Origin of the sequence: Agromyces sp. NPDC058104 (genome assembly GCF_042884835.1) — a bacterium.
Taxonomy (GTDB): domain Bacteria; phylum Actinomycetota; class Actinomycetes; order Actinomycetales; family Microbacteriaceae; genus Agromyces.
The window spans coordinates 288,156-305,901 of sequence record NZ_JBHVTD010000003.1; the positions used below are offsets into that span (position 1 = coordinate 288,156).

Sequence of the window (17,746 nt, forward strand, 5' to 3'; positions counted from 1 at the left end):
CTCCGATAGCCTCGACCGGTGCCCGCAACGCCTCCCTTCGACCACGACCCGACCGACCGCTACGGCGCCGATGTGCTCTCGGGCGACTGGCGCGCGCGCGGCCGCACGGTGATCCCCACGGTCGAGGCCGAACCCGAGCTCGTCGTCGAGCTCGCCGAGTCGGGCTTCTGCGGCGCAGTGGTCGGCGTCGCGAAGGGCACCGTGACCCTCGAGGACCGCTTCGGCAAGCACCGGATGTTCCCGCTCGGCCACGGCTTCCTCGTCGACGGGCGAGCCGTGCAGCTCGTCGCACCCAAGCCGAAGGCGCCGACGGGCCGGTTGCGCACGGCCTCGGGCTCGTTCGTCGCGGAGGCCGCACCCGCGCGGGTCGCGCTGCCCAGCCGCATCTTCGTCGAAGGACGCCACGATGCCGAGCTCGTCGAGAAGATCTGGGGTGCCGACCTCCGCGTCGAGGGCGTCGTCGTCGAGTACCTCGAGGGCGTCGACGTGCTGCCCGAGACACTGGCCGAGTTCCGCCCGGGAGCCGGGCGCCGGGTCGGCGTGCTCGTCGACCACCTCGTTCCCGGCTCGAAGGAGCAGCGCATCGCCGACGCCGTGGCGCGCGGCCCGCACGGCGCGCACGTGCTCGTGGTGGGGCATCCGTACATCGACGTCTGGCAGGCCGTGAAGCCCGCGCGCATCGGCAAGGCGGAGTGGCCGACGATTCCCCGCGGCACCGAATGGAAGCACGGCATCTGCGAGGCGTTCGGGTGGCCGCACGAGGACCAGGCCGACATCGCGCGCGCCTGGCAGCGCATCCTCGGGCAGGTGCGCGGCTACGGCGATCTCGAGCCGGCCCTGCTCGGCCGGGTCGAGGAGCTCATCGACTTCGTCACGACGCCCGCCTGAGGCGTCGCGCGGCACGACGGCTCAGATCGAGAATCCGCCGTCGCTGTGCATGAGCTGGCCGGTGACCCAGCGCGCCTCGTCGGAGACGAGGAAGCGCACGAGCCTGGCCGCGTCCTCGGGAATGCCGAGCCGACCCGTGGGCTGCTGGGCGGTGAGCGCCTCGCGGGTCGCGTCGTCCATCCAGCCGGTGTCGACCGGGCCCGGGTTCACGAGGTTCGCGGTGATGCCGAGCGGCGCGAGCTCGCGCGCCGCGGCGATCACGATGCGGTCGAGCGCCCCCTTCGAGGCGCCGTAGGGCACGTTGCCGACCACGTGGTCGCTCGTGAGGGCGACGATGCGACCGCCGACGCGCTCGTGGCCGCCTTCCCCCACCGCGTCGCCGCGGACGTCGCGGTCGGCACCACCGTCGGCGTCGCCGTCGGCACCTTCGAGCTGCGCGGCGAACCCCTGCACGAGCAGCAGCGCGGCGCGCGCGTTCACGGCGACGTGCCGGTCGAAGCTCTCGACCGAGGTCTCGAGGATGCCCGAGTCGACGCTCTGCGCGTGCGAGAGCACGAGCGCGCGCACCGGACCGAGCTCGGCCGCGCGCGCGAGGAGCCGGGCGGGCACCTCGGGGTCGGCGAGGTCGGCGTCGAGCGCGACCGCACGGGCGCCGAGCGACCGCAGTTCCGCCTCGAGCGCGGTCGGGTCGCGATCGGGGTCGCCGCCGAGCGGCATCCGCCGGTCGTAGTCGCCGAGGTGGCTGAACGCGATGTCCCAGCCGTCGGCGGCGAGTGCGGTCGCGATCGCCCAGGCGATCGTGTTGCGGCGGCCTGCACCGGTGATGAGGGCGACGGGGCGGGTCATGGTCCTCCTCGAGAAGCTCGGTCGCGTCGGCGACGAACGCGTCAGGGCGAGGAGGGCAGCGTCACGACGACGCGGAGCCCTCCTCCGTCGCGAGCCGCGAGCTCGAGCGAGCCGCCGTGCGCGCGGACGATGCTCTTCACGATAGCGAGGCCCAGGCCGACGCCGGCCCGATCGCTCCTGAGGCGTTCGCCGCCCCGCCGGAACGGTTCGGTGAGCGTGGAGATGAGCTCGGCTTCGAGCGGCGCGCCGGTGTTCTCCACCGCCAGGGCGGCCGCCCCGGGGCGCGACGCCGTCGTGACCCGCACCACGCCGCCGTCGGGCAGGTTGTGGACGATCGCGTTGTGGACGAGGTTCGTGGTGAGCTGCAGCAGGAGCGCCGGCGAGCCCTGGGCGACCGCGACCTCGCCGGAGGTGTCGAGGGCGATGCGCCGCTCCTCCGCGAGCGGCAGCAGGGTCTCGGCGGCCTGCTCGGCGAGCAGCGAGAGGTCGACCGGCTCCCGGGCGAACGACTGCTGGTCGGCGCGGCTGAGCAGGAGCAGCGCCTCGGTCAGGTCGATCGCCCGGGTGTTGACCGCCTGGAGCCGCTCGAGGAGGGCCGCGGCATCGTGCTGCGGGTCGTCGCGGGCGACCTCGAGGAGCGCCTGGGAGATCGCGAGCGGCGTGCGCAACTCGTGCGAGGCGTTCGCGGCGAATCGGCGCTGCTCGTCGAGGTGCGCCTCGAGCTGCGCGAGCATCGCATCGAAGCTGTCGGCGAGCTCGCGGAACTCGTCGCGGCGGCCCTCCAGCTCGATGCGGTGCGAGAGCGAGCCCGTCGCCGCCCTGCGCGTGGCCTTCGTGATGCGGCGCAGCGGTGCGAGCATCCGCCCGGCGAGGAACCATCCGCCCGCGAGCCCGAGCACGAGGAGGAAGAGCAGCGCCCACGCGACGGCGGGCACGAAGGCGCGGATGAGGTCGTCGCGCCCCGGCACGAACCCGCCGATCGTCACGATGGCCTCGGCGGGCACGTAGCGGAGGAGGAAGAGCCACACGACCGAGAGCAGCAGGGCTCCGGCGACCATGAGGAATCCCGCATAGCTCAGGGTGAGCTTGAGGCGGACGCTCATTCCCGGCGCCCTATCCATGTCGTCCTGCCCCGTCGTCCTCGGTCCGACCGGCGGGCGATCCACCGCTCGCCCGCCCGTCGTCGGCCGCCGGTCCGGTGTCGATGCGATAGCCGACACCCGGAACGGTGGCGATCACCCACGGCTCGCCGAGGCGCTTCCGCAACGCGGAGACGGTGATGCGCACGGCGTTGGTGAACGGGTCCGCATTCTCGTCCCATGCCCGCTCCAGCAGTTCCTCGGCGCTGACGACCCCGCCCTCCGCGGCGACGAGCACCTCGAGCACGGCGAACTGCTTGCGGGTGAGGGCGACGTAGCGGCCGTCGCGGTGCACCTCGCGCCGGAACGCATCGAGCCGCAGGCCCGCGAGCTCGCGCACCGGCGGCCGGTTGTGCGCACGTCGACGGTCGAGCGCCCGCAGGCGCAGCACCAGCTCCCGCAGGGCGAAGGGCTTCGTGAGGTAGTCGTCGGCGCCGAGCTCGAATCCCGAGGCCTTGTCGTCGAGGCGATCGGCCGCGGTGAGCATGAGGATGGGGATCCCGCTGCCGGAGGCGACGATGCGCCGGGCCACCTCGTCGCCCGACGGGCCGGGGATGTCGCGGTCGAGCACCGCGAGGTCGTAGGCGTTCACGCTCAGCAGCTCGAGCGCGGTGTCGCCGTCGCCGGCGATGTCGGCGGCGATCGCCTCGAGCCGCAGGCCGTCGCGAATGGCTCCGGCCAGGAGTGGTTCGTCCTCGACGATCAGCACGCGCACGCTTCCGATGGTACGAGGCGGCGCATATCGCCGGCGTATGCGAATCCGCATACGCCCCGGCAACACGCGCCCGCGTTGGCTGGAGCGCATGAACTCGATGCTCCGCCCCGCCGACTCGGCATTGCGCCCGGCCGACTCCGCACCGCGCCCCACTGCCCGACGTCGCGGCCACCCGTTCGCCCTGCTCATCGTGCTCGCGATCGCGATCGGCGCGACGCTGCTCGTCACGGCGGTCGTCGGTGCTCTCGGAGGATCGTCGACGGCTGCGCCGGGTGCAGGCGGCGGAGCATTTCCAGGAACAGGAGCAGAAGCAGGAGCAGCAGACGGCGGCGACGCGCTCATGGCCGGTGACGGCCGGGTCGGCGACGGCGTGACGGTCTTCGACGACGGCGAGTCGGCGATCGCCAACCTCGACCCCGCCCTCCTCGACGCCGTCCGCCGGGCGGCGACGGATGCCGAGGCCGCCGAGGGCATCGTCTTCGTCGTCAACAGCGGATGGCGGTCGGCCGTCTACCAGGACGAACTGCTGCGAGATGCCGTCGCCGAGTACGGCTCGGCGGAGGAGGCCGCGCGCTGGGTCGCGACCGCGGAGACCTCGCCGCACGTGCACGGCGACGCGATCGACCTCGGCCCGTTCGACGCCACCTACTGGCTCTCGCAGCACGGCGCCGCCTACGGCCTCTGCCAGATCTATGCGAACGAGTCGTGGCACTTCGAGCTGCGCCCCGCGGCGATCGACGACGGATGCCCCGTGCCGTACGCCGATCCCACCGAAGACCCTCGGATGCAGCGATGACCGCGACGACCGCGCGCGGTCCGGTCGCGCGCGACGCCGAGGCATCCCGGCTGCGCCCCTCGACCCGTGCGCTCGTGATCGTGCTGCTCGCCGGCTACCTCGCCCTGCTCGTCTGGATCGTGCTCTGGAAGTTCGAGGCCCCGTGGATCGGCGAGGGCCCGCGCAGGGTGATCAAGCTCGTGCCGTTCGCCGACACGGCGGAGTTCGGCGCAAGCGCACCGCGCGAGGTGCTCGCGAACGTCGTGTTCTTCGTTCCGTTCGGCGTCTATCTCGGACTGCTGGCGCCGGCATGGCGCTGGTGGCGGGTCACGGCGGTCGCCGCGGCGGCCAGCGCCGTGCTCGAGGTGCTGCAGTACGCGCTCGCCGTCGGCAGCACCGACTCGACCGACGTGATCGCGAACGCCGCAGGCGGGCTCGTCGGCGTCGGCCTGCTCGGGCTCGCCCGTCGGCGTCTCGGAGTGCGGGCGACCGCCATCGTCGTGCGGATCTGCGCGCTCGGCACCCTGCTCGCGCTCGTCGCGAGCCTCGTCGTCGTCGCCTCTCCCCTGGGCTACGGCCCGCCCGGCGACCGGCCCGGCATCGCGCACCGCGCCGGCGAGCCGGCGTCGCTGAACCCGCCGGGTCAGGCGAGGGTGGTGCCGAACGCGAGCCCCAGCAGGTAGGTGACCGCCGCGGCGCCGAGGCCGATCGCGAGCTGGCGGAACGCCCGTTTGAGCGGCGACGCACCCGAGAGCAGCCCCACCGTCGCCCCCGTGAGCAGGAGCGCGATGCTCACCAGTACGGTGGCGGTGACGATCGCCGCGAGCCCCGTCATGCCGAAGAGGTACGGCAGCACCGGGATGAGCGCGCCCGAGGCGAAGAAGAGGAAGCTCGAGATCGCCGCCGACAAGCCGGTGCCGACCGCCTCGTCGTCGTGCTCGGCCACCGCGAGGGCGTCGGTCGGGGCGTGCACCTGCTCGGCCGCCTGCACGCGCGCGACGACGAGAGCGGCATGCTCGACGGCCTCCTGCGCCTCCATGCCGCGCGCCCGGTAGACGAGCGCGAGCTCGTTGGCGTCGACGTCGAGGTGCGGCAGCGCCTCACGGGCGGTCGGGTCGGGGGCGGATGCCTCGAGCAGCTCCCGCTGCGAACGCACCGACACGTACTCGCCCGCCCCCATCGATAGTGCGCCGGCGAGGAGGCCCGCGATGCCGGTGAAGAGCACCACGCCCGGGGCGACGCCCGTCGCGCCGATGCCGAGCACGAGCGCGAGGTTCGAGACGAGGCCGTCATTCGCCCCGAAGACGGCCGCGCGGAACGTGCCCGCGAGACTGCGACGCCCGCGCGCGGCGAGCCCGCGCACGACCTCGCCGTGGATGCGCTCGTCGGCGGCCATCGCCGGGGTCGCGTGCGGGTCGCTCGCATACGGCGAGCGGGCCTCGGCGCGCTGGGCGAGGGCGAGCACGAAGATCGAGCCGAACCGTCGGGCGAGCGAGGCCAGCGCCCGCGTGCGGAGGTCGGCGCGGGGCACGCCGCGGTCGTCGCCGCCGAGGAGGCGCAGCCAGTGGGCCTCGTGGCGGCCCTCCGCAGCAGCGAGGGCGAGCAGGATGTCGCGCTCCTCCCCCTCGCGGCGCGCGGCGAGCTCGCGGTAGACGGCGGCCTCGGCGCGCTCGGCGGCGAGGTAGCGACGCCAGCGGTCGCGATCGGCGGGGGTGCCCTGGGGCTGCTCGTCGGTCATGTGCTCTCTCCTCCCGCGTCGCGGGCGCAGCGGCGGATGGGGAGGCCGCCGGGTACCCGCGCCAGTGCGCGGCCGCGGTCACGGCCGACGTTCACGCTATCGGCGACCAGAGCCCGAGCAGGCCGATTCGCCCGGATTGACAGCATTTCGGAGCGCCGAACGACACGGCGGGGATGCCTCAGCCGACGAGCTTGTTCCAGCCGTCGCCGTCGACGTGCTCGAAGATCAGGTTGGTCTCGGTGTGGGCGACCGCGGGGTGGCCGGTCAGGTGCGAGAGCACGAACTCGCGCAGCTCCTCGGCGTCGCGGGCGGCGACGTGCAGCAGATAGTCTTCTGCGCCCGCCATGTGGAAGACGCCGAGCACGCCCGGCAGGTGCGGAACCTGCGCCCGGAACGCGTCGATCTCGCTGCGGTCGTGCTTCACGAGCCGCACTGCGATGAGCGCCTGGAGCGACACCCCGAGCGAGGCGAGGTCGACCTCGACGCGGTAGCCGCGCACGGTGCCGAGCGCCTGCAGCCGCCGCAGCCGGAGCGAGACGGTCGACTCGGCGACGCCGACCTCGGCGGCCAGTGCGGCACCCGAGGCCCTCGCGTTCGTCGAGAGCGCCTGAAGGAGAGCGCGGTCGACGCGGTCGAGTTCTGGTTTCTGCGCCATGTCTGGACTCCAAGCGGATCGATTCTGCAGATTCTGCGAGGCATCCAGAGTATCGCAATGATCGTGCAGGCCGAGTTGAGAGAATCAGCAGAATCTGCTTCAGTGCGAGCCATGCAGACATCGTCGTCGCACCTCGAGACCCGCGCCGTCCACGGCGGCATGAGCGGAGTCCGAGCGAGCGGATCCCACGTTCCCGTCATCGACTTCTCGACCACGAACCCGCTCGGTTCGGTCGAGACCGGCGGCCTCTCCTACGAAGAGCTCGCGACCGGCCACGACCTCGGTGAGGGGCGATCCGCGGTGTACCAGCGCCTCTGGCAGCCCGGGGTCGCCCGCTTCGAGGAGTCGCTCGCCGGGCTCGAGGGCACCGACGGCGCCGTCGCCTTCGGCAGCGGCATGGCCGCGCTCGCCGCCGTGCTCATCGCGACGGCCTCGGCGGGCAAGCCGCACGTCGTCGCCGTTCGTCCGCTCTACGGCGGCACCGACCACGTGCTCGAGAGCGGGCTGCTCGGCACCGAGGTGACGTGGGCGACGGTCGGCGAGGTCTCGGCGGCGATCCGGCACGACACCGGGCTCGTCATCGTCGAGACGCCGGCGAACCCGACCCTCGAGCTCGTCGACCTGCGTCGCCTGGCCGACGCCGCGGGCGAGGTGCCGCTGCTCGTCGACAACACCTTCGCCACCCCCGTGCTCCAGCGGCCCGTGGAGCACGGCGCGACGCTCGTGCTCCACAGCGCGACGAAGTACCTCGGCGGCCACGGCGATGTCATGGGCGGCGTGATCGCCGCCGACCGAGACTGGGTCGAGCGGCTCCGCCGCGTGCGGGCGCTCACCGGAGGCCTCCTCCATCCGATGGCCGCCTACCTCCTCCACCGCGGCCTCCGCACGCTGCCGCTGCGCGTCCGCGCCCAGCAGGAGACGGCCCGCGAGCTCGCCGAACGCCTCGCCGGCCACCCGGCCGTCGCGCGCGTGCACTACCCGGGAGCGCCCGGACAGGACCCGCAGGGCCTCGTCGGCACCCAGCTCGAGGGGCCGGGTTCGATCATCGCCCTCGAGCTCGCCGGCGGCTTCGACGCGGCGGCACGATTCACCGAGTCGTGCGAGCTCGTCACCCACGCGGTGTCGCTCGGCGGCGTCGACTCGCTCGTGCAGCACCCCGCGTCGCTCACGCACCGCCCCGTCGCGGCCGCGGCGAAGCCGGGCGACGCCATCGTGCGGCTCTCGGTCGGGCTCGAGCACGTCGACGACCTCGCGGCCGACCTGCTCGCCGCGCTCGACGCGGCAGGCGCGACGGGCGCCGACGGTTCCGGCGCCGATCAGTCGGCCGGCGACGCCGAGGAGGCCTCCTCGACCCGCGCCGCCTGAGGCGGGTTGCGGATCCCGAGCCAGGAGACGACTCCCCCGACCACGAGCAGCGCCGCGGTGGCGATCGCGGCGCGCTCGTACCCCTCGACCTCGAGCGTCGTTCCGACGATGACGCCGATCGAGGCGATGGCCACGAGGCCGGCGATGCGGGCGACGGCGTTGTTGACGGCCGAGCCGATGCCGGCGCGAGCAGGGTCGACGGCCCCGAGGATGGCGGCGGTGAGGGGGGCGACGGTGATCGCCATGCCGAGCCCCGACACCACGATGCCGGGCAGCAGCTCGGTCCAGAAGCCGACGTCCTCGGTCACGGCGAGCGTCATCAGGTAGCCGACGGCGACGACGATCGGCCCTGCCGTCATGAAGATCCGGGGGCCGAACCTCGTCGACAGCCCGCCGAACCACGAACCGAGCAGCACGAGCATGATCGTCGGCGGCAGCGTGGCGAGGCCCGCGGCCGTGGCCGAGAACCCGCCGAACTCCTGCAGGAAGATCGTGATCGCGAAGGGTCCCAGCGAGAACGCCGCGTAGATGAAGAGCGTGGCGAGGTTGCCGGCGGCGAAGTTCCTGGCCTTGAAGAGGCCGAGCGGCAGCATCGGCTGCGGCGTGCGGCGCTCCCACCAGACGAAGACGCCGAGCGCGATCACGCCGCCGATGAGCGGTACGAGCACGAACGGCGAGTCCCAGCCGAGGCGCTCGCCCTCGATGAGCGCGAACACGGTGCCGCCCAGGCCGACGACGCAGAGCGCCGCCCCGACCCAGTCGATCGGGGCATGCTCGGCGACGGGTTCGTCGCGGGCGATGCCGCGCAGCATGATGAGCGCGACGACGATCGGGACGATATTGATCCAGAACACGAGCCGCCACGAAACGAGGTCGACGAGCAGACCGCCGAACAGCGGCCCGATGAGGAACGCGACCGTCGTCCACGCCGTCCAGCGGCCGATCGCCTTGCCCTGTTCGGCGCGCGGGTACGTCGCGACGATGAGTGCGAGCGAGCTCGGCACGAGCAGGGCGCCGGCGGCCCCCTGGAACGCCCGGGCGACGACGAAGAACACGCCGTCGGGAGCCATCGCGCACGCGATCGAGGTGACGCCGAAGCCGTAGAGCCCGATCCGGATCATGCGTGCGCGCCCGAACGAGTCGGAGAGCGAGCCGGCGAGCAGGATGAACGCGCCGAGCGTCAACAGGTAGGCGTCGACCGCCCACTGCTGCAGTGCGAGACCGCCGCCGAGCTCCTCCGCGAGCGAGGGAAGTGCGACGTTGATGACGGCTCCGTCGAGGAACGCGATGAACGAGACGATGATCGCGATGACGAGCACCCGGGTGCGGCGAGCCATGGGCGCAATGCTATCGCCGGCTGGGATGACGCGTCGCTTCCCGCGGCGCGAGGCGAGGCATCCCGTCGACGAGCGGCCGGGGTGCCGAAGCCCCGGGGAACGCCGAAGGGCGCCGCGGCACGAACGTGCCGTCGGCGCCCAGACCGGTCGAGCGACTACGCCGCGAGCCAGACGTCGGGCCCGAAGACCTCGTAGTGGATGTCGGTCGCGGGCACCCCCGCCGCGATCGCCTGCGAGCGGATCGAGCGCATGAACGGCAGCGGGCCGCAGAGATAGAGCTTCGCCCCTGCCGGCATCTCGACGCCGTCGAGGCTCATGAATCCGGCCTCCGCGTCGGCGGCGGTCGCGGGCTCCTCGAGCCACAGCCGCAGCTCGGCGTTTGGCAGCGCCGCGACGGCCTCGCGCATCTGCGCCTCGAGCGCCCAGTTCTCAGCACGCTGCTCGGCGTGGAGCACGAGCACGCGGCGCTCGGACGAGGACCCGGCGAGCGACTGCAGGATCGAGGCGGAAGGCGTGCAGCCGATGCCGGCCGTCGCGAGCACGATGGGCGCGTCGCTGTCGTCGAGCTCGATGTCGCCGTAGGGGTTCGAGAGCTCGACGACGTCGCCGACGTTCACCCGCCCGTGCAGGAACGGCGAGACCTCGCCGCCCTCGTCGAGCTTCGTGGTGAACACGCGCTCGGTGAGTGAGTCGACCCGATCCGAGAGCGAATACTGCCGGGCCTGGTGCAACCCGTCGGCGAGCTGCACGCGCACCGAGACGTACTGGCCGGGGGTCGCCCGGGTCACGGGCGTCGCGTCGGCCGGCTCGAGGCGGAGGGTGATGGAGCCGGCACCCGCCGCCTCCTTGGCGGCCACTCGCCAGTCGGCCCACATGACGTCGTTCGCCTGGCGGGCGTACAGGCCGCGCTCGATCTTGATGAGGGCGTCGGCCATGAGCCAGTAGACCTCCGTCCACGCGGCGGCGATCTTGGGGGTGCAGGCCTCGCCGAGGTCGTCGGCGATGGCGGCGAAGAGGTGCTCGTAGACGATCGGGTAGCCCGACTCGGGGATGCCGAGGGCGGCGTGCTTGTGGGCGATGCGCGAGAGCACCGCCTCGGGCAGCGTGCCCGGGTTCGCGAGGAGGTGCGAGGCGAAGGCCGCGATGCTGCCCGCGAGCGCCCGCTGCTGCGTGCCGTTCTGCTGGTTCGCGCGGCTGAACATGCCGTCGAGCAGCTCGGGGTGCGCAGCGAACAGGCGGCCGTAGAACTTCGGGGTGATCTCGCCGATGCGCTCGCCGATGACGGGCAGCGTGGCTTCGATGACGGGACGGGACTGCTCGGAAAGCATGGTTCTCCTCGGAACGTCGTATCTCGCATTTGATATGCGAGATTCCGAGATCAGTTCTACACCCTGTAGAAATCGAGGCGCAACTCAGGCGTCGGCGGATGCCCCGCGCACGCCGGGCAGCGGCAGCACGACCGTCGGCGAGGTCGCCGTGAGCCCCTCGACCGTCAGCTCGTCGAGGCTCGCGTAGAACGCCTCACGAGCCCGGTGCAGCGCCGATCGCAGCCGGCACCCCGCGATCAGCGGGCAGCTCGCGCCGTCGCTCGTGATGCAGTCGAGCGGATCCTGGTGACCGTCGAGCGAGCGCAGCAGCGCGCCGACGCTGAGTCCCAGCCCCGCCTCGGTGATGCGGGCCCCGCCCGTGCGGCCGCGCGCGACGTCGAGCGCGCCGCGCCGGCGCAGCTCGAGCACCGCCTTCGAGACGTGGTGGTACGGCACCCCGATGCGCTCGGAGATCTCGCGGCTCGTGAGCTGCTCGCCCTGCTGCGCCCCCAGCAGCATCAACGTGCGCAGGCACACGTCGGCGAACCCGTTGATCTTCACGCGACCATCATCGCCCGGAGAGCCGCCGCCGCACGAGCTCGATGCGCGCCTGCAACTGCGTCACCGTCGCCTGCGCGACCTCGGGACCGCCGCACGCGCGCCGCAGCTCGGCGTGCACGCTCGAGTGGGACTGGCCGCTCTGCCGGGCGTAGAGCCCGACGATGCTGTTGAGCAGCGAGCGCTGCTCCTTCAGCGTGCGGAAGAGCGCGACCGGCTCGGCCGCGGCGCTCTCGCCGCCCTCGCCGTCGCCCTGGGCGGCCGCGGCGTGCTTGCGCCGCTCCCCCGCCCGGCGCGCCTGACGGGCCTGCCGGTGGCGCAGGAGCTCCGAGACCTGTTCGGGCTCGAGCAGGCCGGGGATGCCGATGAAGTCGAACTCCTCGTCGCTGCCGGGCTCCGCCAACGTGCCGAACTCGGTTCCGTCGAAGACGACCCGGTCGAACGACGCGTCGGAGCCGAGCGCCTCCCAGGTGCCGAGCTCCATCTCCTCGGACGCGCGCTCCTCGCGGTTCGCCGACTCGAGCAGGCTGTCGTCGAGCCCGTCGTCGTCGGCGTCGGCGCCGCCGCGACGATCGAGGGCATGGTCGCGCTCGCGCTCGAGCTGTGCCGCGAGCGCCATGAGCACGGGCACGTTCGGCAGGAACACCGACGCCGTCTCGCCGCGGCGACGGGCCCGCACGAACCGGCCGATCGCCTGTGCGAAGAACAGGGGCGTCGACGAGCTCGTGGCGTAGACCCCGACCGCGAGGCGGGGCACGTCGACGCCCTCGGAGACCATGCGCACGGCGACCATCCACCGCCGGGTGTTGCCCGAGAACTCCTCGATGTTCGCCGACGCCTCCTTGTCGTCGGAGAGCACGACGGTCACCGGTTCGCCGGAGATCTGCTGCAGGATGTCGGCGTAGGCGCGCGCGACGGTCTGGTCGGTGGCGAGCACGAGCCCGCCGGCGTCGGGGATCGACTGCCGCACCTCGGTGAGGCGCCGGTCGGCGGCGCGAAGCACCGCCGGGATCCACTCGCCGCTCGGCTCGAGCGCGGTGCGCCACGCCGAGGAGGTGATGTCCTTCGTGTTGTCCTCGCCGAGCTTCGCCTCCATCTCGTCGCCGGCCTTCGTGCGCCAGCGCATGTGCCCGGCGTAGACCATGAACATGACGGGACGCACGACACCGTCGGCGAGCGCCCGGCCGTAGCCGTAGTTGTAGTCGGTCTTCGAGAGGCGCACGCCCTGCGCGTCGGGCACGTACTCCACGAACGGGATCGGCGCGGTGTCGGAGCGGAACGGGGTGCCGCTGAGCGACAGCCGCTTCGTCGCGGGCTCGAACGCCTCGCGGATCGCGTCGCCCCACGAGAGCGTGTCGCCGCCGTGGTGCACCTCGTCGAGGATCACGAGCGAGCGCCCCGAGAGCGTCAGCTCGCGGTGCAGTGCGGGGCGCATGGCGACCTGCGCGTAGGTGACCGCGACGCCGTGGTAGTGCCGAGCCGTGCGACCGTGGGCGTTGCGGAACCCGGGGTCGAGCCGGATGCCGACGCGGGCGGCCGCGTCGGCCCACTGGCGCTTGAGGTGGTCGGTGGGAGCGACGACGGTGATGCGGTCGATGACGCGCCGCGCACGCAGCTCGGCGGCGAGCCGGAGCGCGAAGGTCGTCTTGCCCGCGCCGGGCGTCGCCGCGGCGAGGAAGTCGCGCGGCTGTTCGTCGAGGTAGAGCTCGAGCGCCTCGGCCTGCCAGGCCCGCAGCTTCGACGCGGTGCCCCATGCGGCGCGCTCGGGAAACGAGGGTGAGAGGTGTTCGGCCGCCGAGGTGCCCGGATGATGGGCCCCGGATGGTGTCGCTGTACTCACTGGATTCGAGGGTAGCGGAGGCCTGCGACATCCTCGAACCGACACGTTGTGCAGAATGGAGGGATGGTCACCCAGCAGCATCCCTGGTCGCGCTACGTCGCCATCGGCGACTCGTTCACCGAGGGCATCGGCGATCCCGAGCCCTCCGTCCCCGGCGGCCACCGCGGCTGGGCCGATCGCGTCGCGGAGGTGCTCGCGCAGGGGACCGAGGACTTCGCCTACGCGAACCTCGCGGTGCGCGGCAAGCTCATCCAGCAGATCATCGACGAGCAGCTCGAACCGGCGCTCGCCCTGCGCCCCGACCTCATCACGATCTCCGCGGGCGGCAACGACGTCATCCGCCCGCGCACCGATCCCGACGAGATCGCCGCGCGCTTCGAGTACACGATCGAGCGCCTGTCGCGCGACCACGCCACGATCGTGCTGTTCACCGGCGTCGACGTCGGCTTCTCCCCCGTCTTCCGCGGCATCCGGGGCAAGGTCGCGATCTACAACGAGAACCTCCGCACGATCGCCGCCAAGTACGACTGCATCGTCGCCGACCAGTGGGCGCTCACCGAGATCCAGGACCAGCGCATGTGGTCGGCCGACCGCCTGCACCTCAACTCGCTCGGCCACCACACGGTCGCCCGCATGGTGCTCGCCGCGCTGAACGTCGACAACTCCCTCGAGCCGCGCAAGCCCGAACCGCTGCCGTCGACGACCTGGCGTCAGGCGCGCGTCGAAGACCTGGCGTGGGCGCGCGAATACCTCGTTCCGTGGGTGGTGCGGCGCATCCGGCACCAGTCGTCGGGCGACCTCATCTCGCCCAAGCGACCCGACGCGGCGCCCTACTCGCTGCCCGACTGAGCGGTCGCGGGCTCGAGGCCCGCGGGGTTGGCGAGCCGCCACCACGTTCCCGGGTCGTCGATCTCGGCGTCGAGCACGAGCGGCACGGTGATCTCCTGGGCGCCCGCCCGCACGACGGCGGTGCCGACCTCCTCGCCCTCGTTCGCGAGGGTCAGCGGCTCTGCCCGCACCTCGACCTCGACGGGGGTGTCGCTCCAGACCACGACGGATGCCCCGTCGGCGGCCCGTGCGCGCGCGGTGTCGCCCCACGGGGTGTCGTAGCTCGCGAGCTCCTGCCCGGCCTCGAGCGGCGCGACCTGGTGGAACCCCGGCGCGACGCTGTCGAGCAGCTTCGCGATCGCCTCGCGCAGCATCGCGTGGTTCTCGCCGCCGAGCACCACGCCGACGACGGTGACGGTCGTGTCGCCGACGGCGTAGTCGGCCGAGAAGAGCAGATTCGCGGCGTCGTCGGTCGTGCCGGTCTTGATGCCGTCGACGCCGTGCGTGCCGAGCAGCTTGTTCGAGTTCTCGAGGCTGCCGAGCTCGGGGATGTCGACCTTCTGGGTGGCGACGATCTCGGCGAGCACGGGCTCGGCGAGGGCGAGCTCGCCGAGCTTCACGAGGTCGGCGGGCGTCGACGTGTTCTCGAGCGAGAGCCCGCTGGCGTCGGCGATGCGCGTGTTCGCGAACCCGTGCGCGTCGAGCCAGGTGCGGGCCGCGTCGACGAGCCCCTGCTCCGATCCGAAGGCCCAGTTCGAGAGCGAGATCGCGTAGTTGTTGCCCGAGGGCAGCAGCAGCGCCTCGAGGCTCTCGCGGAGGCTCAGCGTCGCGCCCGCCTCGACGGGGGCGACCGAGCCGTTCTGCGCGATCATGTCCCAGTAGATGTCGACGTCGGCGTCGGTGTACTCGATGTCGGGACCGTTCTCGCCCGCCGCGACGGGGTGCTGCTCGAGGATCACGAGCGAGGTGATGACCTTGGTGATGCTCGCGGAGGCCATCGGCTGATCCGCGTTGCCCGCGGCGAGGAGCCCATCGAAGCCGATCGCGCCGACGGCGTAGCCGCCGAAGCCCGGAAGCGCCAGCGACTGCGGCGCGGCGACGACGGGGGCGGGCTGCTCGATGTCGGGTGCTGCGGCCGGCACGGGGGCGCCGAGCGCGTTCGCGGTGTAGACGCCGCCGCCGACGAGCAGGGCGATCAGCAGGGCGAGCGTGCCGAACACGACGATGCGGCGACGCCGGTAGACGCGGCGCCGCTCGTTCGGGTCGACGGGCCGCGGCGCGCTCGTGGAAGCGGCGGCGGGAACGGGCGCGGGCGCCTGCGAGGACGTCTCGGTCACGGGGTCGGTTCCTCCGGCAGGGCGAGGGCGTAGAGCACGACGGCCGCGGCGGCGGCGACGTTCAAGGAGTCGACTCCGTGGCGCATCGGGATGGTCACGACCGCGTCAGCGGCCTCGAGCGCGCTGCGGCTGAGCCCGTCGCCCTCGGCGCCGAACACGAGCGCCAGTCGCTCGGGCGGGTCGGCCGCGAGCCGGCGCAGCGGCACCGCGTCGTCGGCGAGTGCGAGGGCGGCGGTCGTGAAGCCGGCCTCGTGGAGCAGCGTCGACGCCTCGCCCCACTCGGGCAGCCGCGTCCACGGCACCTGGAACACGGTGCCCATGCTGACGCGGACGCTGCGCCGGTACAGCGGGTCGGCGCAGCGCGGCGTCACGAGCACCGCGTCGGCGCCGAGCGCGGCGACCGAACGGAAGATCGCGCCGACGTTCGTGTGGTCGACGATGTCCTCCAGGACGACCACGCGACGCGCCCCGGCGAGGAGCTCGGCCGGGTCGGCCGGTTCAGGTCGTTCGAAGGCGGCGAGTGCGCCGCGGTGCACACGGTACCCGGTGATCTCCTCGAGCTGCGCGGGGTCGGCGAGGTGCACCGGGATGTCGAACGGGGCGAGCACGGGCTCGAGTCCGGCGAGCCACTTCTCCTCCATGAGCACCGAGCGCGGACGGTGGCCCGCGGCGATCGCCCGGCCGATGACCTTCGCCGACTCGGCGATGTAGAGACCCTGCTCGGGCTCCTGCGCGCTGCGCAGGGTCACGTCGGTGAGCCGCGCGTAGTCGGCGACGGAATCGGATGCCGCGTCGCGGACTCGTTCGATGTGCATGGGTCTCCTCCCCTCAAGAGTGCCAGCCTCGGAAACAAACCGGAAAACGACGGTGTTTACAATCAGGTCAACCTCGTCTGAATGGAGCTCCAGTGGAGATCGGAATCGACGCGACGCCCGGCACCGGGCAACTGGTGCGCGAAGCGATCGAGCTCATGCGCGGCGCGCGCGTCGCGGTGCTCACGGGCGCGGGTGTGAGCACCGACTCGGGCATCCCCGACTACCGCGGCGAGGGCGCACCGGTGCGCACGCCCATGACGGTGCAGCGGTTCCTCGCCTCCGAGGAGGCGAGGAAGCGCTACTGGGCCGGCAGCCACCTCGGCTGGCGGCACTTCGGCGCGGCCCGCCCGAACGCCGGGCACCTCGCCCTCGCCTCGCTCGAGGCCTCGGGGGCGGTCGCCGGCGTCGTCACGCAGAACGTCGACGGGCTGCACCGCCGTGCGGGCAGCAGGCACGTCGTCGAGCTGCACGGCGGCATGGACCGCGTGGTCTGCCTCGACTGCGGACAGCACTACGCGCGGCAGGCCATCGCCGAGGAGCTGACGCTCCTGAACCCCGGCATGGACCTCGAGCAGTCGATCCGCCAGGCCCCCGACGGCGACGTGGTCGTCGACGACGTCGAGTCGATGGTCATCCCCGTCTGCACGGTGTGCGGCGGCATCCTCAAGCCCGACGTCGTCTTCTTCGGCGAGTTCGTGCCGGTGCCGACGTTCCAGGCCGCCGCCTCGCTCGTCGCGGGCGCCGACGTGTTCCTCGTCGCGGGGTCCTCGCTCGTCGTCAACTCGGGAGTGCGCCTCATCGAGCAGGCGCGCCGTCGCCGGCTGCCGATCATCGTCGTGAACCGCGGGGTCACGAAGGGCGACTCGCGCGCCGCCGTGAAGATCGACGCCGGCGCGAGCGAGACGCTCACCGCCTTCGCCGAGGCGCTCGGTTCGTGATGCGGGCCCGCGACGTGCGAGAGTCGTCGACATGACGGATGCCCCGCGCCACCCCGAGCCGACGCTCATCGCCCTCGTCCGCCACGGCGAGACCGAGTGGAACCGCGAGCGCCGCATCCAGGGCATGACCGACATCCCCCTGAACGACACCGGCCGCGCGCAGGCCGCCGCGACCGGCGACCGGCTCGCCGCCGACGGCTGGGACGCGGTCTACGCCAGCACGCTGTCGCGCGCGGCCGAGACGGCCGAGATCATCGCCGACGTGCTCGAACTGCCCGCGCCGCGTCTCATGGGCTCGCTCGCCGAACGCAGCCACGGCGTGCTCGAGGGCCTCGACCACGCCGGCCGCATGGCGGTCGAGGCGCAGGCGGCGACGATCGAGGGGCTCGAGCCGCGCTCGACGGTGATCGCCCGGGCGAGCGCCGCGCTCGCCGAGATCGCGGCCGCGCACCCGGGCGGCAGCGTCGTCGTCGTCTCGCACGGCGGCGTCATCCACTCGCTCATCCTCGAGCTGAGCGACTGGACGCTCCCAGGAGCCGGCTACGCGATCACGAACGGCTCGGTGCACCTGCTGCGCCACTCCGACGGCGCGCTCGAGCTCGTCGAGCCCGAGCTCCTCACCGGCACCGAGGCCTGAGACGCGAGCTCAGCCGGGGCGCCTGCCC

The 17,746-nt window shown here is 72.8% G+C and carries 18 protein-coding genes; 7 read left to right on the top strand and 11 right to left on the bottom strand.

Annotated features, from left to right (window positions below; all coding sequences use genetic code 11):
* Nucleotides 1–18 precede the first annotated feature (18 nt).
* Nucleotides 19–888 carry a DUF3097 domain-containing protein gene (locus tag ACFVTH_RS15210; protein WP_386941827.1) on the top strand — a complete coding sequence of 290 codons (870 nt, stop codon included), beginning with the start codon at nt 19–21 and terminating at the stop codon, nt 886–888.
* 21 nt (nt 889–909) lie between these two features.
* On the opposite strand, the gene ACFVTH_RS15215 is transcribed toward ACFVTH_RS15210, so the two are convergent.
* From ACFVTH_RS15215 to ACFVTH_RS15225, 3 genes are read right to left on the bottom strand one after another with little or no spacing between them, the layout of a single operon-like run.
* Nucleotides 910–1,734, bottom strand: coding sequence for an SDR family oxidoreductase (locus ACFVTH_RS15215; protein WP_387092595.1), 825 nt, complete (start codon nt 1,732–1,734; stop codon nt 910–912).
* Nucleotides 1,735–1,775: 41 nt separating this feature from the next.
* Nucleotides 1,776–2,837, bottom strand: a complete 1,062-nt coding sequence (locus ACFVTH_RS15220) for a sensor histidine kinase (protein WP_387092597.1) — start codon at nt 2,835–2,837, stop codon at nt 1,776–1,778.
* A gap of 10 nt (nt 2,838–2,847) precedes the next feature.
* On the bottom strand, nt 2,848–3,588 hold the full coding sequence (locus ACFVTH_RS15225) for a response regulator transcription factor (protein ID WP_387092600.1): 741 nt from the start codon (nt 3,586–3,588) through the stop codon (nt 2,848–2,850).
* 88 nt (nt 3,589–3,676) lie between these two features.
* On the opposite strand from ACFVTH_RS15225, the gene ACFVTH_RS15230 reads away from it, so the two are divergent.
* Nucleotides 3,677–4,384, top strand: a complete 708-nt coding sequence (locus ACFVTH_RS15230; protein ID WP_387092602.1) for a M15 family metallopeptidase — start codon at nt 3,677–3,679, stop codon at nt 4,382–4,384.
* A complete protein-coding gene (locus tag ACFVTH_RS15235) occupies nt 4,381–5,046 on the top strand; it encodes a VanZ family protein (protein ID WP_387092605.1) in 666 nt (221 codons plus the stop codon). The genes ACFVTH_RS15230 and ACFVTH_RS15235 overlap by 4 nt, the downstream gene beginning before the upstream one ends.
* Here ACFVTH_RS15235 and ACFVTH_RS15240 read toward each other — a convergent pair.
* Entirely contained in the window at nt 5,007–6,101 is a 1,095-nt protein-coding gene (locus ACFVTH_RS15240; protein ID WP_387092607.1) for a VIT1/CCC1 transporter family protein, read from the bottom strand. The genes ACFVTH_RS15235 and ACFVTH_RS15240 overlap by 40 nt on opposite strands.
* Nucleotides 6,102–6,279: 178 nt before the next feature.
* Nucleotides 6,280–6,756 carry an Lrp/AsnC family transcriptional regulator gene (locus ACFVTH_RS15245; RefSeq protein WP_157424541.1) on the bottom strand — a complete coding sequence of 159 codons (477 nt, stop codon included), beginning with the start codon at nt 6,754–6,756 and terminating at the stop codon, nt 6,280–6,282.
* A gap of 111 nt (nt 6,757–6,867) precedes the next feature.
* Here ACFVTH_RS15245 and ACFVTH_RS15250 point away from each other — a divergent pair, with 111 nt between their 5' ends.
* Nucleotides 6,868–8,121: a trans-sulfuration enzyme family protein gene (locus ACFVTH_RS15250; RefSeq protein WP_387092610.1), complete on the top strand. Its 1,254-nt coding sequence runs from the start codon at nt 6,868–6,870 to the stop codon at nt 8,119–8,121.
* Here ACFVTH_RS15250 and ACFVTH_RS15255 read toward each other — a convergent pair.
* The 4 genes from ACFVTH_RS15255 to ACFVTH_RS15270 all read right to left on the bottom strand — a co-directional run bounded on the left by ACFVTH_RS15255 (nt 8,073) and on the right by ACFVTH_RS15270 (nt 13,163).
* The gene (locus ACFVTH_RS15255) at nt 8,073–9,458 is read right to left on the bottom strand and encodes an MFS transporter (protein ID WP_387092613.1); all 1,386 of its coding nucleotides are present in this window, start codon (nt 9,456–9,458) and stop codon (nt 8,073–8,075) included. The genes ACFVTH_RS15250 and ACFVTH_RS15255 overlap by 49 nt on opposite strands.
* A 155-nt stretch (nt 9,459–9,613) precedes the next feature.
* Nucleotides 9,614–10,786, bottom strand: coding sequence for a globin domain-containing protein (locus tag ACFVTH_RS15260; protein ID WP_387092616.1), 1,173 nt, complete (start codon nt 10,784–10,786; stop codon nt 9,614–9,616).
* Between the two features lie 84 nt (nt 10,787–10,870).
* Entirely contained in the window at nt 10,871–11,326 is a 456-nt protein-coding gene (locus ACFVTH_RS15265; protein WP_387092618.1) for an RrF2 family transcriptional regulator, read from the bottom strand.
* Between the two features lie 7 nt (nt 11,327–11,333).
* Nucleotides 11,334–13,163, bottom strand: coding sequence for a DEAD/DEAH box helicase (locus ACFVTH_RS15270; protein ID WP_387092620.1), 1,830 nt, complete (start codon nt 13,161–13,163; stop codon nt 11,334–11,336).
* Nucleotides 13,164–13,226: 63 nt separating this feature from the next.
* Between ACFVTH_RS15270 and ACFVTH_RS15275 the strand changes: the two genes are divergently transcribed.
* On the top strand, nt 13,227–14,012 hold the full coding sequence (locus tag ACFVTH_RS15275) for an SGNH/GDSL hydrolase family protein (protein ID WP_387092623.1): 786 nt from the start codon (nt 13,227–13,229) through the stop codon (nt 14,010–14,012).
* On the opposite strand, the gene ACFVTH_RS15280 is transcribed toward ACFVTH_RS15275, so the two are convergent.
* Together ACFVTH_RS15280 and ACFVTH_RS15285 are read right to left on the bottom strand one after the other, a co-directional pair.
* A complete protein-coding gene (locus ACFVTH_RS15280; protein WP_387092626.1) occupies nt 13,994–15,328 on the bottom strand; it encodes a D-alanyl-D-alanine carboxypeptidase family protein in 1,335 nt (444 codons plus the stop codon). The two genes, ACFVTH_RS15275 and ACFVTH_RS15280, sit on opposite strands and share 19 nt — an antisense overlap.
* The gene (locus ACFVTH_RS15285; protein ID WP_387092629.1) at nt 15,325–16,143 is read right to left on the bottom strand and encodes a TrmH family RNA methyltransferase; all 819 of its coding nucleotides are present in this window, start codon (nt 16,141–16,143) and stop codon (nt 15,325–15,327) included. Before ACFVTH_RS15285 ends, ACFVTH_RS15280 begins: the two co-directional genes overlap by 4 nt.
* Nucleotides 16,144–16,298: 155 nt before the next feature.
* On the opposite strand from ACFVTH_RS15285, the gene ACFVTH_RS15290 reads away from it, so the two are divergent.
* Together ACFVTH_RS15290 and ACFVTH_RS15295 are read left to right on the top strand one after the other, a co-directional pair.
* Nucleotides 16,299–17,081 (top strand): Sir2 family NAD-dependent protein deacetylase, encoded by a 783-nt coding sequence (locus ACFVTH_RS15290; RefSeq protein ID WP_387093652.1) that lies wholly within the window; start codon nt 16,299–16,301, stop codon nt 17,079–17,081.
* A gap of 31 nt (nt 17,082–17,112) precedes the next feature.
* The gene (locus ACFVTH_RS15295) at nt 17,113–17,718 is read left to right on the top strand and encodes a histidine phosphatase family protein (RefSeq protein WP_387092632.1); all 606 of its coding nucleotides are present in this window, start codon (nt 17,113–17,115) and stop codon (nt 17,716–17,718) included.
* Nucleotides 17,719–17,746 lie beyond the last annotated feature (28 nt).